This window comes from Streptomyces sp. CRCS-T-1, assembly GCF_024442335.1.
Taxonomy (GTDB): domain Bacteria; phylum Actinomycetota; class Actinomycetes; order Streptomycetales; family Streptomycetaceae; genus Streptomyces; species Streptomyces koelreuteriae.
In genome coordinates, this window is sequence record NZ_CP101651.1 from 2922374 (window position 1) to 2942107 (window position 19734).

20 protein-coding genes are annotated in these 19734 nt (G+C 71.6%); 14 read left to right on the forward strand and 6 right to left on the reverse strand.

What is annotated here, in order from left to right; all coding sequences use genetic code 11:
- Positions 1-5: 5 nt before the first annotated feature.
- A complete protein-coding gene (locus NNW99_RS12845) occupies positions 6-842 on the forward strand; it encodes a purine-nucleoside phosphorylase (RefSeq protein WP_215119028.1) in 837 nt (278 codons plus the stop codon).
- Between the two features lie 339 nt (positions 843-1181).
- On the forward strand, positions 1182-2831 hold the full coding sequence (locus NNW99_RS12850) for a phospho-sugar mutase (protein WP_215119029.1): 1650 nt from the start codon (positions 1182-1184) through the stop codon (positions 2829-2831).
- Between the two features lie 70 nt (positions 2832-2901).
- Here NNW99_RS12850 and NNW99_RS12855 read toward each other — a convergent pair whose 3' ends face one another.
- Entirely contained in the window at positions 2902-3588 is a 687-nt protein-coding gene (locus NNW99_RS12855) for a PH domain-containing protein (protein ID WP_215119031.1), read from the reverse strand.
- 216 nt (positions 3589-3804) lie between these two features.
- Here NNW99_RS12855 and deoC point away from each other — a divergent pair, with 216 nt between their 5' ends.
- Genes deoC through NNW99_RS12870 form a run of 3 tightly spaced genes read left to right on the forward strand, consistent with a single transcriptional unit; the run spans position 3805 to position 7120 of the window.
- Complete coding sequence (deoC, locus tag NNW99_RS12860) at positions 3805-4767, forward strand: deoxyribose-phosphate aldolase (protein WP_215119033.1); 963 nt, start codon at positions 3805-3807, stop codon at positions 4765-4767.
- A 12-nt stretch (positions 4768-4779) separates the two neighbouring features.
- The gene (locus NNW99_RS12865; RefSeq protein ID WP_215124250.1) at positions 4780-6243 is read left to right on the forward strand and encodes an aldehyde dehydrogenase family protein; all 1464 of its coding nucleotides are present in this window, start codon (positions 4780-4782) and stop codon (positions 6241-6243) included.
- Positions 6236-7120, forward strand: coding sequence for an aldehyde dehydrogenase family protein (locus tag NNW99_RS12870; protein ID WP_215119035.1), 885 nt, complete (start codon positions 6236-6238; stop codon positions 7118-7120). The genes NNW99_RS12865 and NNW99_RS12870 overlap by 8 nt, the downstream gene beginning before the upstream one ends.
- 83 nt (positions 7121-7203) lie before the next feature.
- Here NNW99_RS12870 and NNW99_RS12875 read toward each other — a convergent pair whose 3' ends face one another.
- Positions 7204-7605, reverse strand: coding sequence for a hypothetical protein (locus tag NNW99_RS12875; protein WP_215119037.1), 402 nt, complete (start codon positions 7603-7605; stop codon positions 7204-7206).
- A 56-nt stretch (positions 7606-7661) separates the two neighbouring features.
- Between NNW99_RS12875 and NNW99_RS12880 the strand changes: the two genes are divergently transcribed.
- The gene (locus tag NNW99_RS12880) at positions 7662-8366 is read left to right on the forward strand and encodes a uridine kinase (protein WP_370869134.1); all 705 of its coding nucleotides are present in this window, start codon (positions 7662-7664) and stop codon (positions 8364-8366) included.
- Between the two features lie 242 nt (positions 8367-8608).
- Here NNW99_RS12880 and NNW99_RS12885 read toward each other — a convergent pair whose 3' ends face one another.
- Positions 8609-9358: a SigE family RNA polymerase sigma factor gene (locus NNW99_RS12885; protein WP_215119049.1), complete on the reverse strand. Its 750-nt coding sequence runs from the start codon at positions 9356-9358 to the stop codon at positions 8609-8611.
- A 237-nt stretch (positions 9359-9595) separates the two neighbouring features.
- On the opposite strand from NNW99_RS12885, the gene afsQ1 reads away from it, so the two are divergent.
- The 5 genes from afsQ1 to NNW99_RS12910 all read left to right on the forward strand — a co-directional run bounded on the left by afsQ1 (position 9596) and on the right by NNW99_RS12910 (position 13447).
- Positions 9596-10273, forward strand: coding sequence for a two-component system response regulator AfsQ1 (afsQ1, locus tag NNW99_RS12890; RefSeq protein ID WP_215119050.1), 678 nt, complete (start codon positions 9596-9598; stop codon positions 10271-10273).
- Entirely contained in the window at positions 10270-11871 is a 1602-nt protein-coding gene (locus NNW99_RS12895; protein WP_215119051.1) for a HAMP domain-containing sensor histidine kinase, read from the forward strand. Before afsQ1 ends, NNW99_RS12895 begins: the two co-directional genes overlap by 4 nt.
- Positions 11871-12488 carry a hypothetical protein gene (locus NNW99_RS12900; RefSeq protein WP_215119053.1) on the forward strand — a complete coding sequence of 206 codons (618 nt, stop codon included), beginning with the start codon at positions 11871-11873 and terminating at the stop codon, positions 12486-12488. Before NNW99_RS12895 ends, NNW99_RS12900 begins: the two co-directional genes overlap by 1 nt.
- A gap of 98 nt (positions 12489-12586) precedes the next feature.
- Positions 12587-13171, forward strand: a complete 585-nt coding sequence (locus tag NNW99_RS12905) for a VanZ family protein (protein ID WP_215119057.1) — start codon at positions 12587-12589, stop codon at positions 13169-13171.
- 63 nt (positions 13172-13234) lie between these two features.
- Complete coding sequence (locus tag NNW99_RS12910) at positions 13235-13447, forward strand: PspC domain-containing protein (RefSeq protein WP_215119058.1); 213 nt, start codon at positions 13235-13237, stop codon at positions 13445-13447.
- A gap of 85 nt (positions 13448-13532) precedes the next feature.
- Here the strand turns inward: NNW99_RS12910 and NNW99_RS12915 are convergent, their stop codons facing one another.
- A complete protein-coding gene (locus NNW99_RS12915; protein WP_215119060.1) occupies positions 13533-13859 on the reverse strand; it encodes an ATP-binding protein in 327 nt (108 codons plus the stop codon).
- 142 nt (positions 13860-14001) lie between these two features.
- A complete protein-coding gene (locus NNW99_RS12920) occupies positions 14002-15159 on the reverse strand; it encodes an adenosine deaminase (protein ID WP_215119062.1) in 1158 nt (385 codons plus the stop codon).
- Positions 15160-15282: 123 nt separating this feature from the next.
- Between NNW99_RS12920 and NNW99_RS12925 the strand changes: the two genes are divergently transcribed.
- Positions 15283-16041, forward strand: coding sequence for an alpha/beta hydrolase (locus NNW99_RS12925; protein ID WP_215119064.1), 759 nt, complete (start codon positions 15283-15285; stop codon positions 16039-16041).
- 73 nt (positions 16042-16114) lie between these two features.
- Here NNW99_RS12925 and NNW99_RS12930 read toward each other — a convergent pair whose 3' ends face one another.
- The gene (locus tag NNW99_RS12930) at positions 16115-17074 is read right to left on the reverse strand and encodes a LysR family transcriptional regulator (RefSeq protein ID WP_215119066.1); all 960 of its coding nucleotides are present in this window, start codon (positions 17072-17074) and stop codon (positions 16115-16117) included.
- 63 nt (positions 17075-17137) lie between these two features.
- On the opposite strand from NNW99_RS12930, the gene NNW99_RS12935 reads away from it, so the two are divergent.
- Complete coding sequence (locus NNW99_RS12935; RefSeq protein WP_215119068.1) at positions 17138-18409, forward strand: MFS transporter; 1272 nt, start codon at positions 17138-17140, stop codon at positions 18407-18409.
- 100 nt (positions 18410-18509) lie between these two features.
- A complete protein-coding gene (gene dnaN, locus NNW99_RS12940) occupies positions 18510-19724 on the forward strand; it encodes a DNA polymerase III subunit beta (protein ID WP_215119073.1) in 1215 nt (404 codons plus the stop codon).
- Positions 19725-19734: the final 10 nt, after the last annotated feature.

A 19734-nucleotide genomic window follows, 5' to 3' on the forward strand; every position in this document is an offset into this window, starting at 1 on the left:
TCGGCGTGAACGCATCTCTTCTTCCGGACGACATCCAGGGCGCCGCCCCGATCGACCCCAGGGCCGCCGCCGACGCCGCCGCGGCCCGCCTGCGCGAACTGACGGGCGCCGAGACCCACGACGTCGCCCTCGTGATGGGCTCCGGCTGGGCCCCGGCCGTGGACGCCCTGGGCGATCCCGCCGCCGAGTTCCAGGTCACCGAGCTGCCCGGCTTCCCGCCCCCGGCGGTCGAGGGCCACGGAGGCAAGATCCGCTCGTACGAGATCGGCGACAAGCGCGCGCTGGTCTTCCTCGGCCGCACGCACTACTACGAGGGCCGCGGCGTCGCCGCCGTCTCCCACGGCGTCCGCACCGCCGTGGCGGCCGGCTGCAAGACGATCGTCCTCACCAACGGCTGCGGCGGCCTGCGCGAGGGCATGCGCCCCGGCCAGCCGGTCCTGATCAGCGACCACATCAACCTCACGGCCACCTCCCCCATCATCGGCGCCAACTTCGTCGACCTCACCGACCTCTACTCCCCGCGCCTGCGGGCCCTGTGCAAGGAGGTCGACCCCACCCTGGAGGAGGGCGTCTACGCCCAGTTCCCCGGCCCGCACTACGAGACTCCGGCCGAGATCCGCATGGCCCGCGTCATCGGCGCGGACCTCGTCGGCATGTCCACGGTCCTCGAAGCGATCGCCGCCCGGGAAGCGGGTGCGGAGGTTCTCGGCATCTCCCTGGTGACCAACCTCGCCGCGGGCATGACCGGAGAGCCCCTCAACCACGAGGAGGTCCTCCAGGCCGGCCGCGACTCGGCGACGAGGATGGGCTCCCTGCTCGCCCAGGTCCTGGGACGCCTGTAAGACACCCGGCGTCGGTGCCGGAGCCGGCTGGGCCCGCAACCCGGCGGAGCGGGGCACCGCCGCGCCCACGGCGACGGGCCGGCGGCCGCTCAGCCGGTACGCACGCGCACCCGCGTACGGCGAGCAGGGGACGTGTCGGGGGGTGTCCGCCCGCAGCGGTTGGCGCGTCAACGAACAGCCAGTCGGCGTCCGACCCCATCGCGCCGTTCCGAGGACGGACACCCCCCGACGCGGCCCCGACCCACCACCCCGCGACAGGCGCTACGCACACCCCCACCGAGGCCGCACAGGCGCCGCAGGCATCGCGCACCCCCGACAACCGAGAGGCTGAGACCGACCGTGCACGACGAACTCATCGCACAGGCCCAGGCGTGGCTCACCGAGGACCCCGACCCGGACACCCGCGCCGAGCTCGCCCGCCTCCTCGACGCCGACGACCACACCGAACTCGCCGCCCGCTTCTCCGGCACGCTCCAGTTCGGCACCGCCGGCCTCCGAGGCGAACTCGGCGCCGGCCCCATGCGCATGAACCGCTCGGTCGTCATCCGCGCAGCCGCGGGCCTCGCCGCCTACCTCAAGAAGCAGGGCCACGACAACGGCCTGGTCGTCATCGGCTACGACGCCCGCCACAAGTCATTCGACTTCGCCCAGGACACCGCCGCCGTCATGACCGGCGCCGGCCTCCGCGCCGCGGTCCTCCCCCGCCCCCTCCCCACCCCCGTCCTCGCCTTCGCCATACGGCACCTCGGCGCGGTCGCGGGCGTAGAGGTCACCGCCAGTCACAACCCACCCCGCGACAACGGCTACAAGGTCTACCTGGGCGACGGCTCCCAGATCGTCCCCCCGGCCGACATCGACATCGCGGCAGAGATCGCCGCCATCGAGACTCTCACCACCGTCCCCCGCCCCACCCACGGCTGGTACACCCTCGACGACAGCGTCCTCGACGCCTACCTCACCCGCACCGACGCCGTCCTGGCCAAGGGTTCCCCCCGCACGGCCCGCACGGTGTACACGGCGATGCACGGCGTAGGCAAGGACGTCCTCCTGGCGGCCTTCGCCCGCGCGGGCTTCCCGCCCCCGGCCCTCGTCACGGAACAGGCCGACCCCGACCCGGACTTCCCGACCGTCGCGTTCCCCAACCCGGAGGAACCCGGCGCGATGGACCTGGCCTTCGCCAAGGCCCGCGAAACCGCCCCCGACTTGATCATCGCCAATGACCCGGACGCGGACCGCTGCGCCGTCGCAGTACGGGACGGCGACGGCAACGGCGACGGCAACGACTGGCGCATGCTCCACGGCGACGAGGTCGGCGCCCTCCTCGCCGCCCACCTGGTCCAGCGCGGAGCGACCGGCACCTTCGCGGAGTCGATCGTCTCGTCCTCCCTCCTCGGCCGTATCGCCGAGAAGGCGGGCCTCCCCCACGTCGAGACACTCACCGGCTTCAAGTGGATCGCCCGCGCCGAGGGCCTGCGCTACGGCTACGAGGAGGCCCTCGGCTACTGCGTGGACCCCGACGGCGTACGCGACAAGGACGGCATCACGGCCGCGCTCCTGATCACGGAACTGGCGTCGCGGCTGAAGTCGGAGGGCCGCACCCTCCTGGACCTCCTCGACGACCTGGCCGTGGAACACGGCCTGCACGCCACGGACCAGCTGTCGGTCCGCGTGGAGGACCTCTCCCTCATCGCCGCCGCGATGCACCGCCTGCGCGAACAGCCCCCGACGGAACTGGCCGGCCTCCCCGTCACCCGCACCGAAGACCTCACCCAGGGCACGGAAACCCTCCCGCCCACCGACGGCCTGCGCTACACGCTGGACGGCGCCCGGGTCATCGTCCGCCCGAGCGGCACGGAGCCGAAGCTGAAGTGCTACCTGGAGGTCGTGATCCCGGTCGCGTCACCCACGGACCTCCCCACGGCCCGAGCGAAGGCGACGACGCTGCTGGAGTCGATCAAACGCGACCTCTCGAAGTCAGCGGGCATCTGACCACAACAAAGGGGTGCCCCCGGGGGCACCCCTGCACAAACCCTGCCTGCCGCTACCCCACAGCCAGCAGCTACCCCACAGCCAGCAGAATCGCGACAAGCACCGCCCCGGCAACCGCCGGCCCCACCACCTCATAGGCCCACCGCACGGTCACCTCACCCTGCGCGGCCTCAGCCCCGTGCCGCTCCTCGTGCAACCCCCGCAATTCGTCCATGATCTGGTCGGTCCCCGCACGCGCGGGCCCCTGGGACTCCGGACCGCCCCCACCGAGCCCCTGCCCCAGCCCGGACCCCATCCCGAGCGCACCGCCCCGCCCCTCGTCCCGCCCCATGGTCCGCCGCGCCTGCGCGGTCGCCCGCATCTCACGCCGCGCGGCCTTCTTGCGGGCGCGCAGCGACACGGGGACGGCCCACATCTGGTACTTGGCGCCGGACTCGGTGAGGACCTCGTTCGAGTAGGCGGACTTCAGCGCGGCGACCTGCCCCCAGGGCAGCACGATGACGCGGAAGGGATTGCGGATCCGCAGCAGGTCGTCGCCCGCGTACACGGCGGGCCGCAGGGTGAAGGCGACGACGAGCGGCACGACGAACAGCATGACCGCGAGCGTCAGCCACTGCGTGCGCCCCTGCCCCGACACGAGCGCGTCGATGCCGAGCCACGCGGCGATGGCGAGCAGCATCACGCCACCGGCGATGGCCGGGACCGACCGGTAGACCCGGTCCTTGAACTCGGGCGACTGGGACTCGGGACTCGTCATACCCCGATTCTGCCGGACGCGGCCCACCCCACCCCTGGCACCCCAGCTCAAGCCCCTGCCCCCCTCAAAGCGAAAGCCACCACCCCCTCAAAGCGAAAGCCACCACCCGCACCCCACCGCTCCCCACCCCACTCAGAACACCCCCACCACCTCCCACCCAAGACAACCCCAGGGCTGTACAGCCGCTACGCGCGTAGATATGCTCGTCTGGTGACCATGCCCAGTTCTGCACTCACCGCAGCTCACCCCCTCAAGGACGTCACCACGTCCGACAGCGCGCTGCGCCGCTTCCTCCACGGGCTCCCCGGCGTCGACGCGGTCGGACTCGAGGGACGCGCGGCCTCCCTCGGCACACGTTCGATCAAGACGACCGCGAAGGCGTACGCCATCGACCTCGCCATCTCGATGGTCGACCTGACGACGCTGGAAGGCGCGGACACCCCGGGCAAGGTCCGGGCGCTCGGCGCCAAGGCGGCCAAGCCCGACCCGACGGACCGTACGACGCCCGCCACGGCAGCGGTCTGCGTCTACCCCGACATGGTGGCCGTGGCCAAGGAGGCCGTAGCCGGCTCCGATGTGAAGGTCGCCTCCGTCGCCACGTCGTTCCCGGCGGGCCGCGCCCCGCTCACCATCAAGCTGGCGGACGTCCGCGAGGCCGTCGCCGCGGGCGCGGACGAGATCGACATGGTCATCGACCGCGGCGCGTTCCTCGCGGGCCGCTATCTGAAGGTGTACGACGAGATCGCCGCCGTCCGCGAGGCCTGCGGCACATCCGCGCGCCTGAAGGTCATCTTCGAGACGGGCGAGCTGTCCACGTACGACAACATCCGCCGCGCGAGCTGGCTCGGGATGCTGGCGGGCGCGGACTTCATCAAGACCTCCACCGGCAAGGTCGCGGTGAACGCCACCCCGGCCAACACCCTCCTCATGCTGGAGGCCGTCCGGGACTTCCGCGCCCAGACCGGTGTCCAGGTCGGCGTGAAGCCGGCCGGCGGCATCCGCACCACCAAGGACGCCATCAAGTTCCTCGTCCTGGTCAACGAGACCGCGGGCGACGACTGGCTGGACAACCACTGGTTCCGTTTCGGCGCCTCCTCGCTGCTGAACGACCTCCTGATGCAGCGCCAGAAGCTGGCCACCGGCCGCTACTCCGGCCCCGACTACGTGACGGTGGACTGAGACCCCATGAGTATGGAAAACGTGGCATCCGCACCCGCGTCTGCACCCGCATTCGCCTACGCCCCGGCCCCCGAGTCCCGCGCGGTCGTCGACATCGCGCCCTCGTACGGCCTGTTCATCGACGGTGAGTTCACCGAGGCGGCCGACGGCAAGGTCTTCAAGACGGTCAGCCCCTCCACCGAGGAGGTCCTCGCCGAGATCGCCCAGGCGACCGAGGCGGACGTGGACCGCGCCGTCCAGGCCGCCCGCAAGGCCTTCGAGAAGTGGTCGGCGCTGCCGGGCGCGGAGCGCGCGAAGTACCTCTTCCGCATCGCCCGCATCATCCAGGAGCGCTCCCGCGAGCTGGCCGTCCTCGAGACCCTCGACAACGGCAAGCCGATCAAGGAGACGCGCGACGCCGACCTGCCCCTGGTCGCCGCGCACTTCTTCTACTACGCGGGCTGGGCCGACAAGCTCGACCACGCCGGCTACGGCGCGAACCCGAAGCCGCTCGGTGTGGCGGGCCAGGTCATCCCCTGGAACTTCCCGCTCCTGATGCTGGCGTGGAAGATCGCCCCGGCCCTCGCGACGGGCAACACGGTCGTCCTGAAGCCGGCCGAGACGACGCCCCTCTCGGCGCTGTTCTTCGCGGACATCTGCCGCCAGGCCGGTCTCCCCAAGGGCGTCGTCAACATCCTCCCCGGCTACGGCGACACGGGCGCAGCGCTGGTGGCCCACCCGGACGTGAACAAGGTCGCCTTCACGGGCTCCACGGCCGTCGGCAAGGAGATCGCGCGCACGGTCGCCGGCACCCGCAAGAAGCTCACGCTGGAACTGGGCGGCAAGGGCGCCAACATCGTCTTCGACGACGCCCCCATCGACCAGGCCGTCGAGGGCATCGTGAACGGCATCTTCTTCAACCAGGGCCAGGTCTGCTGCGCCGGCAGCCGCCTCCTGGTCCAGGAGTCGATCCAGGACGAGCTGCTCGACTCCCTCAAGCGCCGCCTGTCGACGCTGCGCCTCGGCGACCCGCTCGACAAGAACACCGACATCGGGGCGATCAACTCCGAGGAGCAGCTCACCCGCATCACCTCCCTCGTCGAGCAGGGCGAGGCGGAGGGCGCCGAGCGCTGGTCCCCGGCCTGCGAACTCCCGGAGAGCGGCTACTGGTTCGCCCCGACGCTCTTCACGAACGTCACCCAGGCGCACCGCATCGCCCGCGACGAGATCTTCGGCCCGGTGCTGTCGGTCCTGACCTTCCGCACCCCGGACGAGGCCGTCGCCAAGGCCAACAACACGCAGTACGGCCTCTCCGCCGGCATCTGGACGGAGAAGGGCTCGCGCATCCTGGCGGTCGCGAACAAGCTCCGCGCGGGTGTCGTCTGGTCCAACACGTTCAACAAGTTCGACCCGACCTCGCCCTTCGGCGGCTACAAGGAGTCGGGCTTCGGCCGCGAGGGCGGCCGTCACGGCCTGGAGGCGTACCTCGATGTCTGACCGACTCAGTGTCCTCAAGACCTACAAGCTGTACGTGGGCGGAAAGTTCCCGCGTTCCGAGAGCGGCCGGGTGTACGAGGTGAGCGACTCCAAGGGCAAGTGGCTGGCGAACGCACCGCTGTCGTCCCGCAAGGACGCCCGTGACGCCGTGGTCGCGGCCCGCAAGGCGTTCGGCGCCTGGTCCGGCGCGACGGCGTACAACCGCGGCCAGGTCCTCTACCGCGTCGCCGAGATGCTGGAGGGCCGCCGCGACCAGTTCACCCGCGAGGTGGCCGACGCGGAGGGCCTGTCGAAGTCCAAGGCGGCGGCGGTCGTGGACGCGACGATCGACCGCTGGGTCTGGTACGCGGGCTGGACCGACAAGATCGCCCAGGTGGTCGGCGGCGGCAACCCGGTGGCGGGCCCGTTCTTCAACCTGTCCTCCCCCGAGCCGACGGGCGTGGTCGCGGTCCTGGCACCCCAGGAGTCGTCTTTCCTGGGCCTCGTCTCGGTGCTGGCCCCGGTCATCGCCACAGGCAACACGGCGATCGTCGTAGCCAGCGAGAAGTCCCCTCTCCCCGCCCTGTCCCTGGCCGAGGTCCTGGCCACCTCGGACGTCCCCGGCGGCGTGGTCAACATCCTCTCGGGCCGCACAGCGGAGATCGCGACCCCCCTCGCCTCCCACCAGGACGTCAACGCGATCGACCTCGCGGGCGCCGACGAGCCCCTCGCGAAGGACCTGGAGATCGCGGCAGCCGACAACCTCAAGCGCGTCCTCCGTCCACAGCCTGTGGATTACACGGAGCCCCCGGGCACCGACCGCATGACGGCATTCCTGGAAACCAAAACGGTCTGGCACCCCACGGGGTCACTGGGCGCGTCGGGTTCCTCCTACTGACGCCACCCCCGCCCCCCCCTCATACGGAAGCCCCGGCTCTCCTCCGTCCAGGAGGTCCGGGGCTTCTCCGCACGGGCCGCGAGTTACCGCGAGAGCGCCCCGGCCGCCTGCTCCACCACCGGGAGACCCCCGACCGACGGTGCCTGCGCCACCGGCCCCGTCACCTCGCGGGACGTCATCGGCTTGAAGTCGGCGACCTCGGTGCCGACGCTGTTGTCGAGGGGGTCGACTCCCGTGCCGGAGAGGGGGTTGGGCTTGAGGCCCGTGACCGTGCCGGTGGTGTAGGCGAGGGTGTCGCCGGCGGCCTGGAGGCCGGAGCGGAGGTCGGTCTTGCCCAGGGAGGTGTGGGCCATGTCCAGGACCGAGCCGGCGCCCGCCGCGGCCGACGCCGCCCCCGCACCCGCCCCCAGCGCCACTCCCGCGGTCGCGAGGACGGCCAGGGCACGCTGGACGGTCGGCTTCTTGGGTGAGACGTGTCGGGCCATCGTTGCCACCTTCTGACGCTCTGGGTAATCGGAACGACACGAAGGGTAGTTGAGATGTGACGCGCGCATCAAAGGCGACCCGCGGGGTCGTACGACGCCCGATGGATGCCTCACACTGGTGTCCCGTGAGTTCCCCTCTGCCCATACCGACGCGAGTCGTGCTGCTCTGCGGCCCTTCCGGCTCCGGCAAGTCCCTCCTCGCGGCCCGCTCCGGCCTTCCGGTGCTGCGGCTCGACGACTTCTACAAGGAGGGCGACGACCCGACTCTGCCTCTGGTGGAGGGGAGTTCGGACATCGACTGGGACCATCCGGACTCCTGGGACGCGGACACGGCCGTCGCCGCGATCACCCGGCTGTGCCGTACGGGCCGTACGGCCGTCCCCGTCTACGACCTCTCCCTCAGCGCCCGCACCGGCGAGGAGACGGTCGACATCGGACGGACCCCGCTGTTCCTCGCGGAGGGCATCTTCGCCGCGGAGATCGTCACACGCTGCCGGGAACTGGGCGTCCTGGCCGACGCGCTGTGCCTGAGCCGCGGCCCGGTGAAGACGTTCCGCCGCCGGTTCCTGCGGGATCTGAAGGAGGGCCGCAAGTCGGTGCCGTTCCTGCTGCGCCGCGGCTGGCGTCTGATGCGGCAGGAGCGCTCGATCGTCGCCCGGCAGAGCGCGCTGGGCGCGTACGCCTGCGACCGCGACGAGGCGATGGGCCGGCTGGCGGCCGCCGCGGCGGGCCGGTGCGCGAGTCTCCGTACGGCGGCCTGAGAAGCAAGCCTGAGAAACAAGCCCCTGAGGCACGAGGCCGAGACACGGCAACGAGAGAAGCGGGACTGGACGGACCCCCCGGCCCTCCAGTCCCGCTCTTGTGTTCCCCCGTGGTGCTCCCCCCCAGGGTGCTCCCCCGTTTCCCCCCTCGTTCCCCCCGTGTCCCCACTCTCCTGAGCAGACGCCCCCCAGCGTCTTCCCAGTCCCCCGTGGGCCCCCTTTGTGGTGCTCCCCCCGAACCTTCAGGCCACGAGCTCGCCGAAGGCGTCTTCCTCGTCACGGCCGAAGCTGAGGACCTCGTCCTCGCGCAGCCGGCGGAGCGACCGCCAGATGCTGGACTTCACCGTGCCGACACTGATGTCGAGGATCTCCGCGATCTCCGGGTCCGTGCGGCCCTCGTAGTAACGAAGGACCAGCATGGTGCGCTGGAGTTCGGGCAGCCGGGCCAGCGCCTGCCACAGGACCGCGCGCAGCTCGGTGCCGCGCATCGCGTCCGTGTCGCCGGGCGTCTCCGGCAGCTCCTCGGTCGGGTACTCGTTCAGCTTGCGGCGGCGCCACGCGCTGATGTGCAGGTTGGTCATGGTGCGGCGGAGATATCCGCCGACCGCAGCCTTGTCACTGATCCGTTCCCACGCCCGGTAGGTCGAGAACAGCGCGCTCTGCAGCAGGTCCTCGGCCTCGAAGCGGTCGCCGGTGAGGTGATAGGCGGTGGCGTACAGGGAGGCGCGGCGCTCCTGGACGTAGGCGGTGAACTCCGCCTCCGACAGCGAACGGCGCTCCCCCGAGTCCTCCCTGTACGCGGCTCCCCCGTGAGCCCCCTTGTTGATCTCCCCCGTCGGTGCGTCAACCACCGTCATGTAGGCGGTGTGCTGACGCCCGGTGCCGCGAGCGCACCCCCGCCCGCTCACGGCACCGGACTTCTCGGAACCCCGGTGCACGTCGTGCAGACGCGTGATCACTGCGCTCGTGCTGATGCCGTGCAGCGTGTTCATCTCGCGCCCCCCGTCGTGGACTTCCGGTGTGCGGCCCGCCGGTCCGGCGGGCTTCCTTGCCTGTGCCGAAAAGCTTGCCCCGGCACTTTCATCGCCGTGTCCGCCGACTGTCACAGGCCTGTCACAGGGGTCGGCCACAGGACGAGCACGGTTCATCCACAGGTGTCGGCGGTAGGAGCGGCGCTGATCTCGGCCCACAGGTCGAACCCCGCCCCCCTCATGGGCCAGAATGAGCCCGTGCCTTCCCTGTTGCTGATCGAGGACGACGACGCCATCCGGACGGCCCTGGAGCTCTCACTGACGCGCCAGGGTCACCGCGTGGCGACCGCTGCCAGTGGTGAGGACGGTCTGCAGCTGCTGCGCGAGCAGCGGCCGGATCTGATCGTGCTGGATGTGATGCTGCCCGGCATCGACGGGTTCGAGGTGTGCCGGCGCATCCGGCGCACGGACCAGTTGCCGATCATCCTGCTGACCGCGCGCAACGACGACATCGACGTGGTCGTCGGGCTGGAGTCCGGCGCCGACGACTATGTCGTCAAACCGGTGCAGGGGCGCGTGCTCGACGCCCGGATCCGGGCGGTGCTGCGGCGCGGCGAGCGGGAGTCCAACGACGCGGCGTCGTTCGGCAGCCTCGTCATCGACCGCTCGGCGATGACCGTGACGAAGAACGGCGAGGACCTCCAGCTCACGCCGACCGAGCTGCGGCTGCTGCTGGAGCTGAGCCGGCGGCCGGGGCAGGCGCTGTCCCGGCAGCAGCTGCTGCGGCTGGTGTGGGAGCACGACTACCTGGGTGACTCGCGGCTCGTGGACGCCTGTGTGCAGCGGCTGCGCGCCAAGGTCGAGGACGTGCCGTCGTCGCCCACTCTGATCCGTACCGTGCGGGGTGTCGGCTACCGGCTGGACGCGCCTCAGTGACACAGGCGCACCAAGGGGGGGCCCGCGGCTGGACCGGGGCGCGCAAGGGAGTTCTGTCGCGGCTGCGCTTTACCAGTCTGCGTCTGAGGCTGGTCGTCGTCTTCGGCCTGGTGGCCCTGACGGCCGCCGTGTCCGCGTCCGGGATCGCGTACTGGCTCAACCGCGAGGCGGTCCTCACCCGTGCGCAGGACGCGGTGCTGCGCGACTTCGAGCAGGAGATGCAGAACCGGGCGGGCGCGCTGCCCGAGCGGCCGACGCAGGACGAGTTGCAGCACACCGCGGGCCAGATGGCGGGCAGCGACCAGCGCTTCAGTGTGCTGCTGGTCGCCCGTGACGCCGACGGCAGGACCGTCTACGGCAGCTCCGGCGGGTTGAGCGGCTTCTCGCTGCGGGACGTGCCGGCCTCGCTGCGCACGGCGGTGAACAAGACGCAGAAGGTCGACGGGGCCAACAAGCACCCGTACCACCTGTACTGGCAGCGGGTCATAGACCACGACACGCCCTACCTCGTGGCCGGGACGCGGGTGATCGGCGGCGGCCCGACCGGCTACATGCTCAAGTCGCTGGAACCGGAGGCGAAGGACCTGAACTCGCTCGCCTGGTCGCTGGGAATCGCCACGGCGCTCGCGCTGATCGGCTCGGCGCTGCTCGCGCAGGCCGCCGCGACGACGGTGCTGAAGCCCGTACAACGGCTCGGGACGGCCGCGCGCCGGCTCGGCGAGGGCAAGCTGGACACCCGGCTCAGGGTGTCCGGCACCGACGAACTCGCCGATCTGTCGCGGACGTTCAACAACGCGGCCGAGGCGCTGGAGAAGCGGGTCGCCGACATGGCCGCGCGGGACGAGGCGTCCCGGCGGTTCGTCGCGGACATGAGCCATGAACTGCGTACGCCGCTCACCGCCATCACCGCCGTGACGGAGGTGCTGGAGGAGGAGCTGGAGGCGGAGACCGGGAGCATGGACCCGATGATCGAGCCCGCCGTCCGGCTGGTGGTGAGTGAGACGCGGCGGCTGAACGACCTGGTCGAGAACCTGATGGAGGTCACCCGCTTCGACGCGGGCACCGCCCGGCTCGTCCTGGACGACGTCGACATCGCCGACCAGATCACCGCGTGCATCGACGCCCGGGCCTGGCTGGACGCGGTGGAGCTGGACGCCGAGCGCGGTATCCACGCCCGGCTGGATCCGCGGCGCCTCGACGTCATCCTGGCCAACCTCATCGGCAACGCGCTCAAGCACGGCGGCTCCCCCGTGCGGGTGACCGTCCGCGCGGACGACGACTCGCTCGTCATCGAGGTGCAGGACCACGGGCCCGGCATCCCCGAGGACGTGCTGCCGCATGTCTTCGACCGGTTCTACAAGGCCAGCGCCTCCCGGCCGCGCTCCGAGGGCAGCGGCCTCGGCCTGTCCATCGCCCTGGAGAACGCCCACATCCACGGCGGCGAGATCACCGCGGCCAACTCGGCGGACTCGGGGGCGGTGTTCACCCTGCGGCTCCCGCGCGGCACCGCTCCGGCGGAAGAGCCCGCCGACGACGGGCAGCGGCCCGAGAGCGATACCGACCAGCCCAAGGGCGAGGACTCGAGGGGGGACGCCTGATGACGGTACGTCTCGCGGCCGTGTCTCGTCTGCTCGCCGTGCCCGCCCTCGCCGTATCGCTGGCCGGCTGCGGGATCCGGGCGACGGAGGTGCCGACGAACTTCGGGCCCGCGCCCTCGCGGGTGCAGTGCTCGCTGGCCGAGCCGGACGTGTCGACGCGGGCCGCGCGGGGGCTGCCGGTGCAGGTGTTCCTGCTGTGCGGGTCCTCGCTGGTGACCGTCGACCGGACCGTACGGGTCCCGGACGGCGCGGCGGACTCCGAGCGGCGCATGCTGGTGGCGCAGGGCCTGCTGGACCAGCTCGCCGAGACTCCGTCGCCCGCCGAGAAGGAGGCCGGCTACAGCACGGACGTACGCGGTGGCATCACCGTGGGCGGGCCGCTGAAGGGCGACCCGGAGGAAACGCTGCGGCTGAGCACGGCGCCGGACAGCCTCACCTCGTACGCCCTGGCCCAGATCGTCTGCACCTTCTCCGACTCGGCCGCCGCCGAGGGCGACGGTTCCGTGGTCCTGGGCGGCCCCGGTCCCGAGTCCCCGCGCCGCTACGCGTGCACCGACGAGGTGCGGGCCCGCCCGGGCAGCACCGAGCCGCCGTCCAAGGACGTGGCCGGCGAGTGAGGCCGCGGGCGGGCTCCGCCCGGCTGTGGCGCACGCCTCACACGCGTCCCGGGGGGTATCCCGGAACCGATCCTGCCGGAGGCCGCGTCTAGGGGGGCGTGCAGCGTCAAGGCTCCATCGGCGGCAGCGCCGAGTTCCGCATCCGTGTGACGGGGGGTGTCCTCCTCGTCGCACACCTCGCGTTCGTCGCCTGGTTCACGCTGCGGCCGTTGGAGGTGCCCTGGGTGATGCCCGCCAATCTGCGGCCGTTCGCCGGGATCCGGGCCGATCTCGCCCTGGGCTGGCCCGAGGCGGCCCGCCACATCGGCGAGAAGCTGGCCCTGCTCGCCCCGCTGGGCGTGCTGCTGCCGATGGCGAGCGGCAGGCTGGCCGTCTCGCCGCTGGCGTCCCTGCTGCGCGCCGTCGCGGCCGGTGCGCTGCTGTCGATGGGCATCGAGCTGTTGCAGACCGGCGTGCCCGGTCAGGTCGTGGACGTCGACTCGCTGTTCCTCAACACCGCGGGCGTGGGCCTCGCGCATCTCGCGCTCGTCCCGGCGGGCCGCTCCTGGCTGCGCCGCCGCGCCCTCGCGCCCCTGACCCGGGCGCCCCTCCCCCCGGAGGAGCCGGCTCAGGGTCGGACCCCGACGATTCCCAGGGTCGGGATCGCTCCGTGGAGCGACGCTTTGCCGCCTTCGTCTCCGTAGCGTGGAGTGCAGATGGGGTACTCGGACGAGAGACCTCGCACATCGACGCTGAAGGAGTCGCACATGTCCCGCCTCGCCCGCCCCACCCACGGCCGCATGATCGGCGGAGTGTGCGCCGCGCTGGCCCGGCGCTTCGGCACCTCCACGACGACGATGCGGGTGATCTTCCTGGTCTCGTGTCTGCTGCCCGGGCCGCAGTTCCTGCTGTACATCGCGCTGTGGATCGTGCTGCCCTCCGAGGACAAGGTGCGGCACAAGGCCCAGACGGCCTGGTGACCGCCCGCCGCTGAAGCGCCGATGGGGCGCACCCTGTGTCCAGGGGTGCGCCCCATCGGCGTGTGCGTCCGCACGGGCGGGAGGGTCAGGCGAGCGGAATGCCGTTCACCGGGAGCCCGCCGAGCAGCTTGGGGGCCGGTCCGTTCGGGCCCTGGGCGAGCAGCTGGCCTGCGACCGGCTGGGCGGCGGCGAGACCGGTACCGGCCAGGCTCTGGCCCTGACCCACCGCCTCGCCCGAGCCCGCCGGCAGCGTCTGGGAGAGCTGCTCCGCCGGGAGGGCCTGGGTGAGGCCCCCCAGCGCCTGGGTGGCGTCCGGGACGGCCGGGGCGGCATTGGCGGCGCCCGCACCGGTGGCGGCGAAGGCGGCACCGAGAGCGGCGACACCGAGGGACTTGGCAGCAGACTGCTTCATGAAAACGCGTCCTCGCAATGGGATGACGGGGTGTGTGAGCGGTGCGGCGACCGTAATCACGCGGCACCACCCGCCGCAAACATCGAAATGCGGACGGCTTGTGAACACCGTCCGCATTCCCTGTGCGCCATTTCCCGCCCGGTCAGCCCTCCGAATCCGCAGAGCCGCTGGTCGAAGCGGTCTGCCGGAACAGCCATTCGGATTTCAGCTCGGCGTATCCCGGCTTGATCACGTCATTGATCATGGCCAGTCGTTCATCGAAAGGAATGAACGCTGATTTCATCGCATTGACTGAGAACCACTGCATGTCGTCGAGCGTGTAACCGAACGCCTCGACAAGGTGCTCGAATTCCCGGCTCATGCTGGTGTAAGACATGAGTCGATTGTCCGTATTTACGGTGGCTCGGAAATGCAGCCGCCGCAGCAGCCCGATGGGGTGTTCGGCGTACGAGGACGCCGCCCCGGTCTGCAGGTTGGAGCTCGGGCACAGCTCCAGCGGGATGCGCTTGTCCCGGACGTACGAGGCGAGCCGCCCGAGTTCGACGCGGCCGTCCTCGTGGACCTGGATGTCGTCGATGATCCGCACGCCGTGCCCGAGCCGGTCGGCGCCGCACCACTGCAGGGCCTGCCAGATGGAGGGCAGTCCGAAGGCCTCGCCGGCGTGGATGGTGAAGTGGTTGTTCTCGCGCTTCAGATACTCGAAGGCGTCCAGGTGCCGGGTGGGCGGGTAGCCGGCCTCGGCACCGGCGATGTCGAAACCCACCACCCCCAGGTCCCGGTGGCGGTTGGCGAGTTCGGCGATCTCCAGGGCCCGGGCCGCGTGCCGCATGGCGGTGAGCAGGGCGCCGACGCGGATGCGGTGGCCGTTCTCCCTGGCGCGCCGCTCCCCTTCCCGGAAACCCTCGTTGACGGCCTCGACCACCTCTTCGAGGCTCAGCCCGCCTTCGAGGTGCTGCTCGGGGGCGTAGCGCACCTCGGCGTAGACGACGCCGTCCTCGGCGAGGTCCTCGGCGCACTCGGCGGCGACCCGGACCAGGGCGTCGCGGGTCTGCATGACGCCGACGGTGTGGGAGAAGGTCTCCAGGTACCGCTCCAGGGAACCGGAGTCGGCGGCCTCGCGGAACCAGATGCCGAGCTTCTCCGGGTCGGTCTCGGGGAGCTGGGTATAGCCGGTTTCGCGGGCGAGTTCGACGATCGTCGCGGGGCGCAGGCCGCCGTCGAGATGGTCGTGCAGCAGAACCTTGGGCGCCCGGCGGATCTGGTCCGGTGTCGGGGTGTTCGCGATGGTCTGGCTCGTCATTTCCGCACTCTAACTCCTACGCGCGTAGATGGCTCCTCTTCGGCCGCTTTACGTTTTCGTCGATACGTAACGGTGACCCCGGGGACGGGTCGAATACACCTGTGTTTCTGACACTGTTCTGTCATGGCACACCAAGCGACGCCGGTTCGCAGGGCCCGGCTGGGCAGGACACTCGGTCCGGAGCCGACGGCGGTGAGCGGCGTGGTGCTGCTGCTGCCGGGCGGGGACGAGGTCTCCGGCCGCAGACCGTCGCCCCTGCTGGCGACCGCCTCCGTACGCGCCCTGGGGCGCCGGCTGGCCCGCGCGGGCCGGGACGAGGGGCTCGCCGCGCACGTGGTGCACTACCGCTGCCGCGGCTGGAACGGCAGTGAGGCCAACCTCGCGGCCGATGCCGTCTGGGCGGCCGACGAGGTCGTACGGCGGTACGGGGACGTGCCCGTCTGCCTCGCGGGGATCGGCATGGGCGGCCGGGCCGGGCTGCGCGCGGGTGGGCACGAGGCCGTCAACTCCGTGCTGGCGCTGGCCCCCTGGCTGCCGGAGGAGGATGTGGCGGCGCCACCCGAACCGGTGAAGCAGTTGGTGGGGCGGCAGGTGCTGATCGTGCACGGCACGAATGACGAGCGGACGGATCCCGAGTTGTCGTTCCGGCTGGCGGCGCGGGTGAAGAAGGCGAATCGGGATGTGTGCCGGTTCGAAGTGCATGCGGATGGGCACGGGTTGCATCAGTACCGGGACGAAGTGCTGGCGTTGGCCGAGGACTTCGTGATGGGGGCGGTGTACGGGCGGGCGGTGTCCCGGCCTGTGCGGGATGCGTTGGCCGCGCCGCCGCCGTTGGGGTTGCGGATGCCGTTGGCTGCGGGGTTCAGTCCTTCGAGGCGGTAGCGCCGCTGGGGTGCATGTGGTTTTCGGAGTGCGGGTTCGTTGTGGTTGATCGCGCAGTTCCCCGCGCCCCTGACTAGGGCAGCAGACTGCCTCTTCTTGAGAGCAGGAACCTTTTGAAGGCTGCTACGGGGGGTGTGTCCGGGTGGCCTTCCAGCCAGGCCACGCCGATTTCGCGGACTGCTCGGGGGGCCGTCACCGTCAGTTCGACCACTCCGGGGCGAGGGACGGCCGGTGGGGGCAGGAGGGCTACTCCGAGGCCTGCTGCCACCAGGCCTCGGAGGGTTTCGGCTTCCTCGCCCTCGAAGGCGATGCGGGGCTTGAAGCCCGCTTCCTGGCAGAGGTCGTCGGTGATGCGGCGCAGGCCGTAGCCGGGTTCGAGGGTGACGAAGGTTTCGTCGGCCGCTTCCGCGAGGCGGATGCGGCGGCGGGTGGCGAGGGAGTGGTCGGCGGGGACGACCAGGCGGAGTTTCTGTTCGTCGAGGCGGCGGGCGACCAGGTCGGGGGCGTCGGGGACCGGGGAGGTCAGGCAGAGGTCGAGTTCGCCGGCGCGGAGGCGTTCGAGCATGGCCTCGCCGTAGTTCTGGACCAGGCTGAAGCGGACGCGGGGATGGTCGGCGCGGAAGGCCTGGAGGAGGCCCGGGACGGTCTCGGCGCCCATGGTGTGCAGGAAGCCGAAGGCGACCTTGCCGGTGAAGGGGTCGGCGTCGGCCCGCACCTCCTCGGCGGCGCGCTCGACCTCGGCCAGGGCGCGCTCGACCGAGGCGAGGAAGGTGCGGCCGGCCGGGGTGAGGGAGACCGTACGGCCGTGGCGGGCGAAGAGGTCGACGCCCAGGTCCTGCTCCAGACGGGCCATGGAGCGGGAGAGGGTCGACTGCGGGACGTTCATCTCCTGGGCGGCACGGGTGACGTGCTCGGTGCGCGCGACGCCTGCGAAGTAGGCGAGGCGGGGGGCCAGCACCTTGGACATCTCCGCCATGTCTTCTGTGTCACTGGATGGTGACAGGCGAGCCGCTGAACTGGATTGATGCACCATGGGAACGATTATCGCCGTTCCATGCATTGGACGGATCAGTGGGGGCGTACGTAATTTCGAGGCATGACTCCCGCCAGTACCGGGGCGTCCACCACCGTGGGCGCCGATGTCTCTGTCCCTGCTTCCGACTCCCGTATGTCGCCGGGCGGGCCCGGCTACCGCCGGATGAGTTTCGCCCTCTTCCTCGCGGGTGTCGCGACCTTCGCGCTGCTGTACTCCACGCAGGCGCTGCTTCCGCTGATCTCCGGTGAGTTCGGGGTGGCGGCGAGCGACGCGAGCTGGACCGTGGCCGCCGCGACGGGCGGGCTGGCGCTGTTCGTGCTGCCGATGAGCGCCCTGTCCGAGCGTTTCGGACGGCGTGCGGTCATGACGGCGTCGCTGGCCGTGGCGGTCACGATCGGGCTGCTGGTGCCGCTCGCCCCGTCGCTGGGTGTGCTGGTCGTGCTGCGGGCCCTCCAGGGCGCGGCCCTGGCCGGGCTGCCCGCGTCGGCGACCGCGTACCTCGCGGAGGAGGTCAGCCCCAAGGCGCTGGTCACCGCGATCGGGCTGTTCGTCGCCGGCAACAGCGTCGGCGGGATGAGCGGCCGGGTCATCACCGGCTGGGTCGCACAGGAGTGGGGCTGGCGGGTCGCCGTCGGTGTCATCGGCGCGCTCGCCGTGGCGTGTGCGGTGGCCTTCCGGGCGCTGCTCCCCGCCCCCAGGCACTTCAAGCCGGGCTCGCTGCGCCCGCGCGTCCTGGCGCGCACGGTCCGCGACCACCTGTCCAACCCGCTGCTGTGCCGGCTGTACGCGATCGGCGCGCTGTTCATGACGGTGTTCGGCGGCGTGTACACGGTCATCGGCTACCGACTGACCGAGGCCCCGTTCTCACTGCCGCAGGGCATCATCGGCTCGATCTTCCTCGTGTACCTCGTCGGTACGGTGTCGGCGTCGACGGCGGGCCGGCTGGTGGGCCGGATGGGCCGCCGGGGCGCGCTGTACGCCGCGGGCGGTACGACGGCGGCGGGCCTGCTGCTGTCCCTGGCCGGGTCGCTGCCGCTGGTCCTGCTGGGTCTGGTCCTGATCACGGGCGGCTTCTTCGCGGGCCACGCGGTGGCCTCCTCGGCGGTCAGCAAGACGGCCACGACCGGCCGCGCGCAGGCCTCGGCGCTCTACCAGTCGTCGTACTACATCGGCTCCAGCGCGGGCAGCACGGTCGGCGCGATCGCCTTCCACGCGGGCGGCTGGGCCGGAACGGTCGGCGTCGGACTGCTGGCGGTGCTCGGCGTCGTGACGATCACGGTGTTCGGCACGCGGGCGGCTCGGCTGCAGCGGAGGCTGGCCACGGCCGCCTGACCGTACAGCGCGTCAATCCCCCTGGTCGGGGCCGGTTGTCAGTGGGCGCGGATAACGTCCGCGTCTGACTGACCACCGGATCCGAGCAGGGGGATTTCTCATGGAGTTCCGCATCGACCGTACGGCGTTCGCCGAGGCCGTGGGCCGGGCGGGGCGGGCACTGCCCGCGCGGACGCCGGTGCCGGTGCTGGGCGGACTGCTGCTGGAGGCGGACGCGGGACGGCTCGCCGTGACGGGGTTCGACTTCGAGGCGGCGGTACGGGTGGAGGCCGAAGCGGAGGTCGCGGCTGAAGGGCGGGTGCTCGTCCCGGGGCGGCGGCTGCTGGAGGTGTGCCGGGTGCTGCCGGAGGGGCCGGTGAGCTGTGCGCTGGAGGCGTCGCGGTTCACCGTGGAGGCGGACGGGACGCGCTTCGGGCTCTCGACACTGCCAATCGCCGAGTACCCGGCCCTGCCCGCCGCGCCCGCGCCGTACGGCACGGTGGACGCCGCCGCGTTCGCGACCGCCGTCGCGCAGGTCGCCCTCGCCGCCGGACGGGACGACACGCTGCCGCTGCTGACGGGCGTCCAACTGCGTCTCGACGGCGGGGAGATGACGCTGTCGGCCTCGGATCGCTACCGGTACGCGGTGCGGCGGCTGGAGTGGAAGCCGGGGGCGGCGGCCGACGGGGTGGTGGAGGCCGCCGAGGGGGTGGTGGAGGCTTTGCTGCCGTCGCGGCGGCTGCTGGATGTCGCGCGGTCGCTGGGGCGCTGCGGGGACGTGGTCATCGGATGGGATCCGGCCGGGGGCGGCGGGCTGATGGGCTTCGAGGGCGGGCAGTCGCGGACGGCGCTGCGGCTCCTGGACGGGCGGCTGCCCGCCTACACATCGCTGTTCGACATGGCGGGGGCGGCGGTCGCCGAGGTGGAGCGCGAGGGGCTCGCGGAGGCCGTGCGGCGGGTCGCGGTGGTGGCGGAGGCGAACAGTTCGGTGCGGCTGGACTTCTCGGCCGAGGGGTTCGTGATGCTGCGGGCCGGCTTCGGGGACGATGTGGCGGCTCAGCGGCTGCCGGCCACGCTGAGCGGCGCCGACGAGGTGCCGGTGGCCTTCAACCCGGCCTATCTGCTGGACGCGCTGACGTCCTTCGAGAGCCCGCGGGTACGGCTGGAGCTGCTGGGGGCGGGGCAGCGGGCGCTGCTGCACGGGGTGGCGGACGGCGGCGGGGTTGGGGCGGGCACGGCGGAGGCGGGCACGGCGGAGGCGGGCACGGCGGAGGCGGGCACGGCGGAGGCCGGGGCGCACCGGCATCTGCTGATGTCGGTGAAGCAGCTCGTCTGAGGCGGCTGAG

Coding starts and splice junctions, on each gene's coding strand:
- NNW99_RS12865 (WP_215124250.1), top strand. CDS start 4,780: ATGGAAAACGTGGCATCCGCACCCGCGTCTGCACCCGCATTCGCCTAC.
- NNW99_RS12930 (WP_215119066.1), bottom strand. CDS start 17,074: ATGGTGCATCAATCCAGTTCAGCGGCTCGCCTGTCACCATCCAGTGAC.
- deoC (WP_215119033.1), top strand. CDS start 3,805: ATGCCCAGTTCTGCACTCACCGCAGCTCACCCCCTCAAGGACGTCACC.
- NNW99_RS12900 (WP_215119053.1), top strand. CDS start 11,871: ATGACGGTACGTCTCGCGGCCGTGTCTCGTCTGCTCGCCGTGCCCGCC.
- dnaN (WP_215119073.1), top strand. CDS start 18,510: ATGGAGTTCCGCATCGACCGTACGGCGTTCGCCGAGGCCGTGGGCCGG.
- NNW99_RS12855 (WP_215119031.1), bottom strand. CDS start 3,588: ATGACGAGTCCCGAGTCCCAGTCGCCCGAGTTCAAGGACCGGGTCTAC.
- NNW99_RS12885 (WP_215119049.1), bottom strand. CDS start 9,358: ATGAACACGCTGCACGGCATCAGCACGAGCGCAGTGATCACGCGTCTG.
- NNW99_RS12875 (WP_215119037.1), bottom strand. CDS start 7,605: ATGGCCCGACACGTCTCACCCAAGAAGCCGACCGTCCAGCGTGCCCTG.
- NNW99_RS12915 (WP_215119060.1), bottom strand. CDS start 13,859: ATGAAGCAGTCTGCTGCCAAGTCCCTCGGTGTCGCCGCTCTCGGTGCC.
- NNW99_RS12920 (WP_215119062.1), bottom strand. CDS start 15,159: ATGACGAGCCAGACCATCGCGAACACCCCGACACCGGACCAGATCCGC.
- NNW99_RS12935 (WP_215119068.1), top strand. CDS start 17,138: ATGACTCCCGCCAGTACCGGGGCGTCCACCACCGTGGGCGCCGATGTC.
- NNW99_RS12925 (WP_215119064.1), top strand. CDS start 15,283: ATGGCACACCAAGCGACGCCGGTTCGCAGGGCCCGGCTGGGCAGGACA.
- NNW99_RS12910 (WP_215119058.1), top strand. CDS start 13,235: ATGTCCCGCCTCGCCCGCCCCACCCACGGCCGCATGATCGGCGGAGTG.
- NNW99_RS12870 (WP_215119035.1), top strand. CDS start 6,236: ATGTCTGACCGACTCAGTGTCCTCAAGACCTACAAGCTGTACGTGGGC.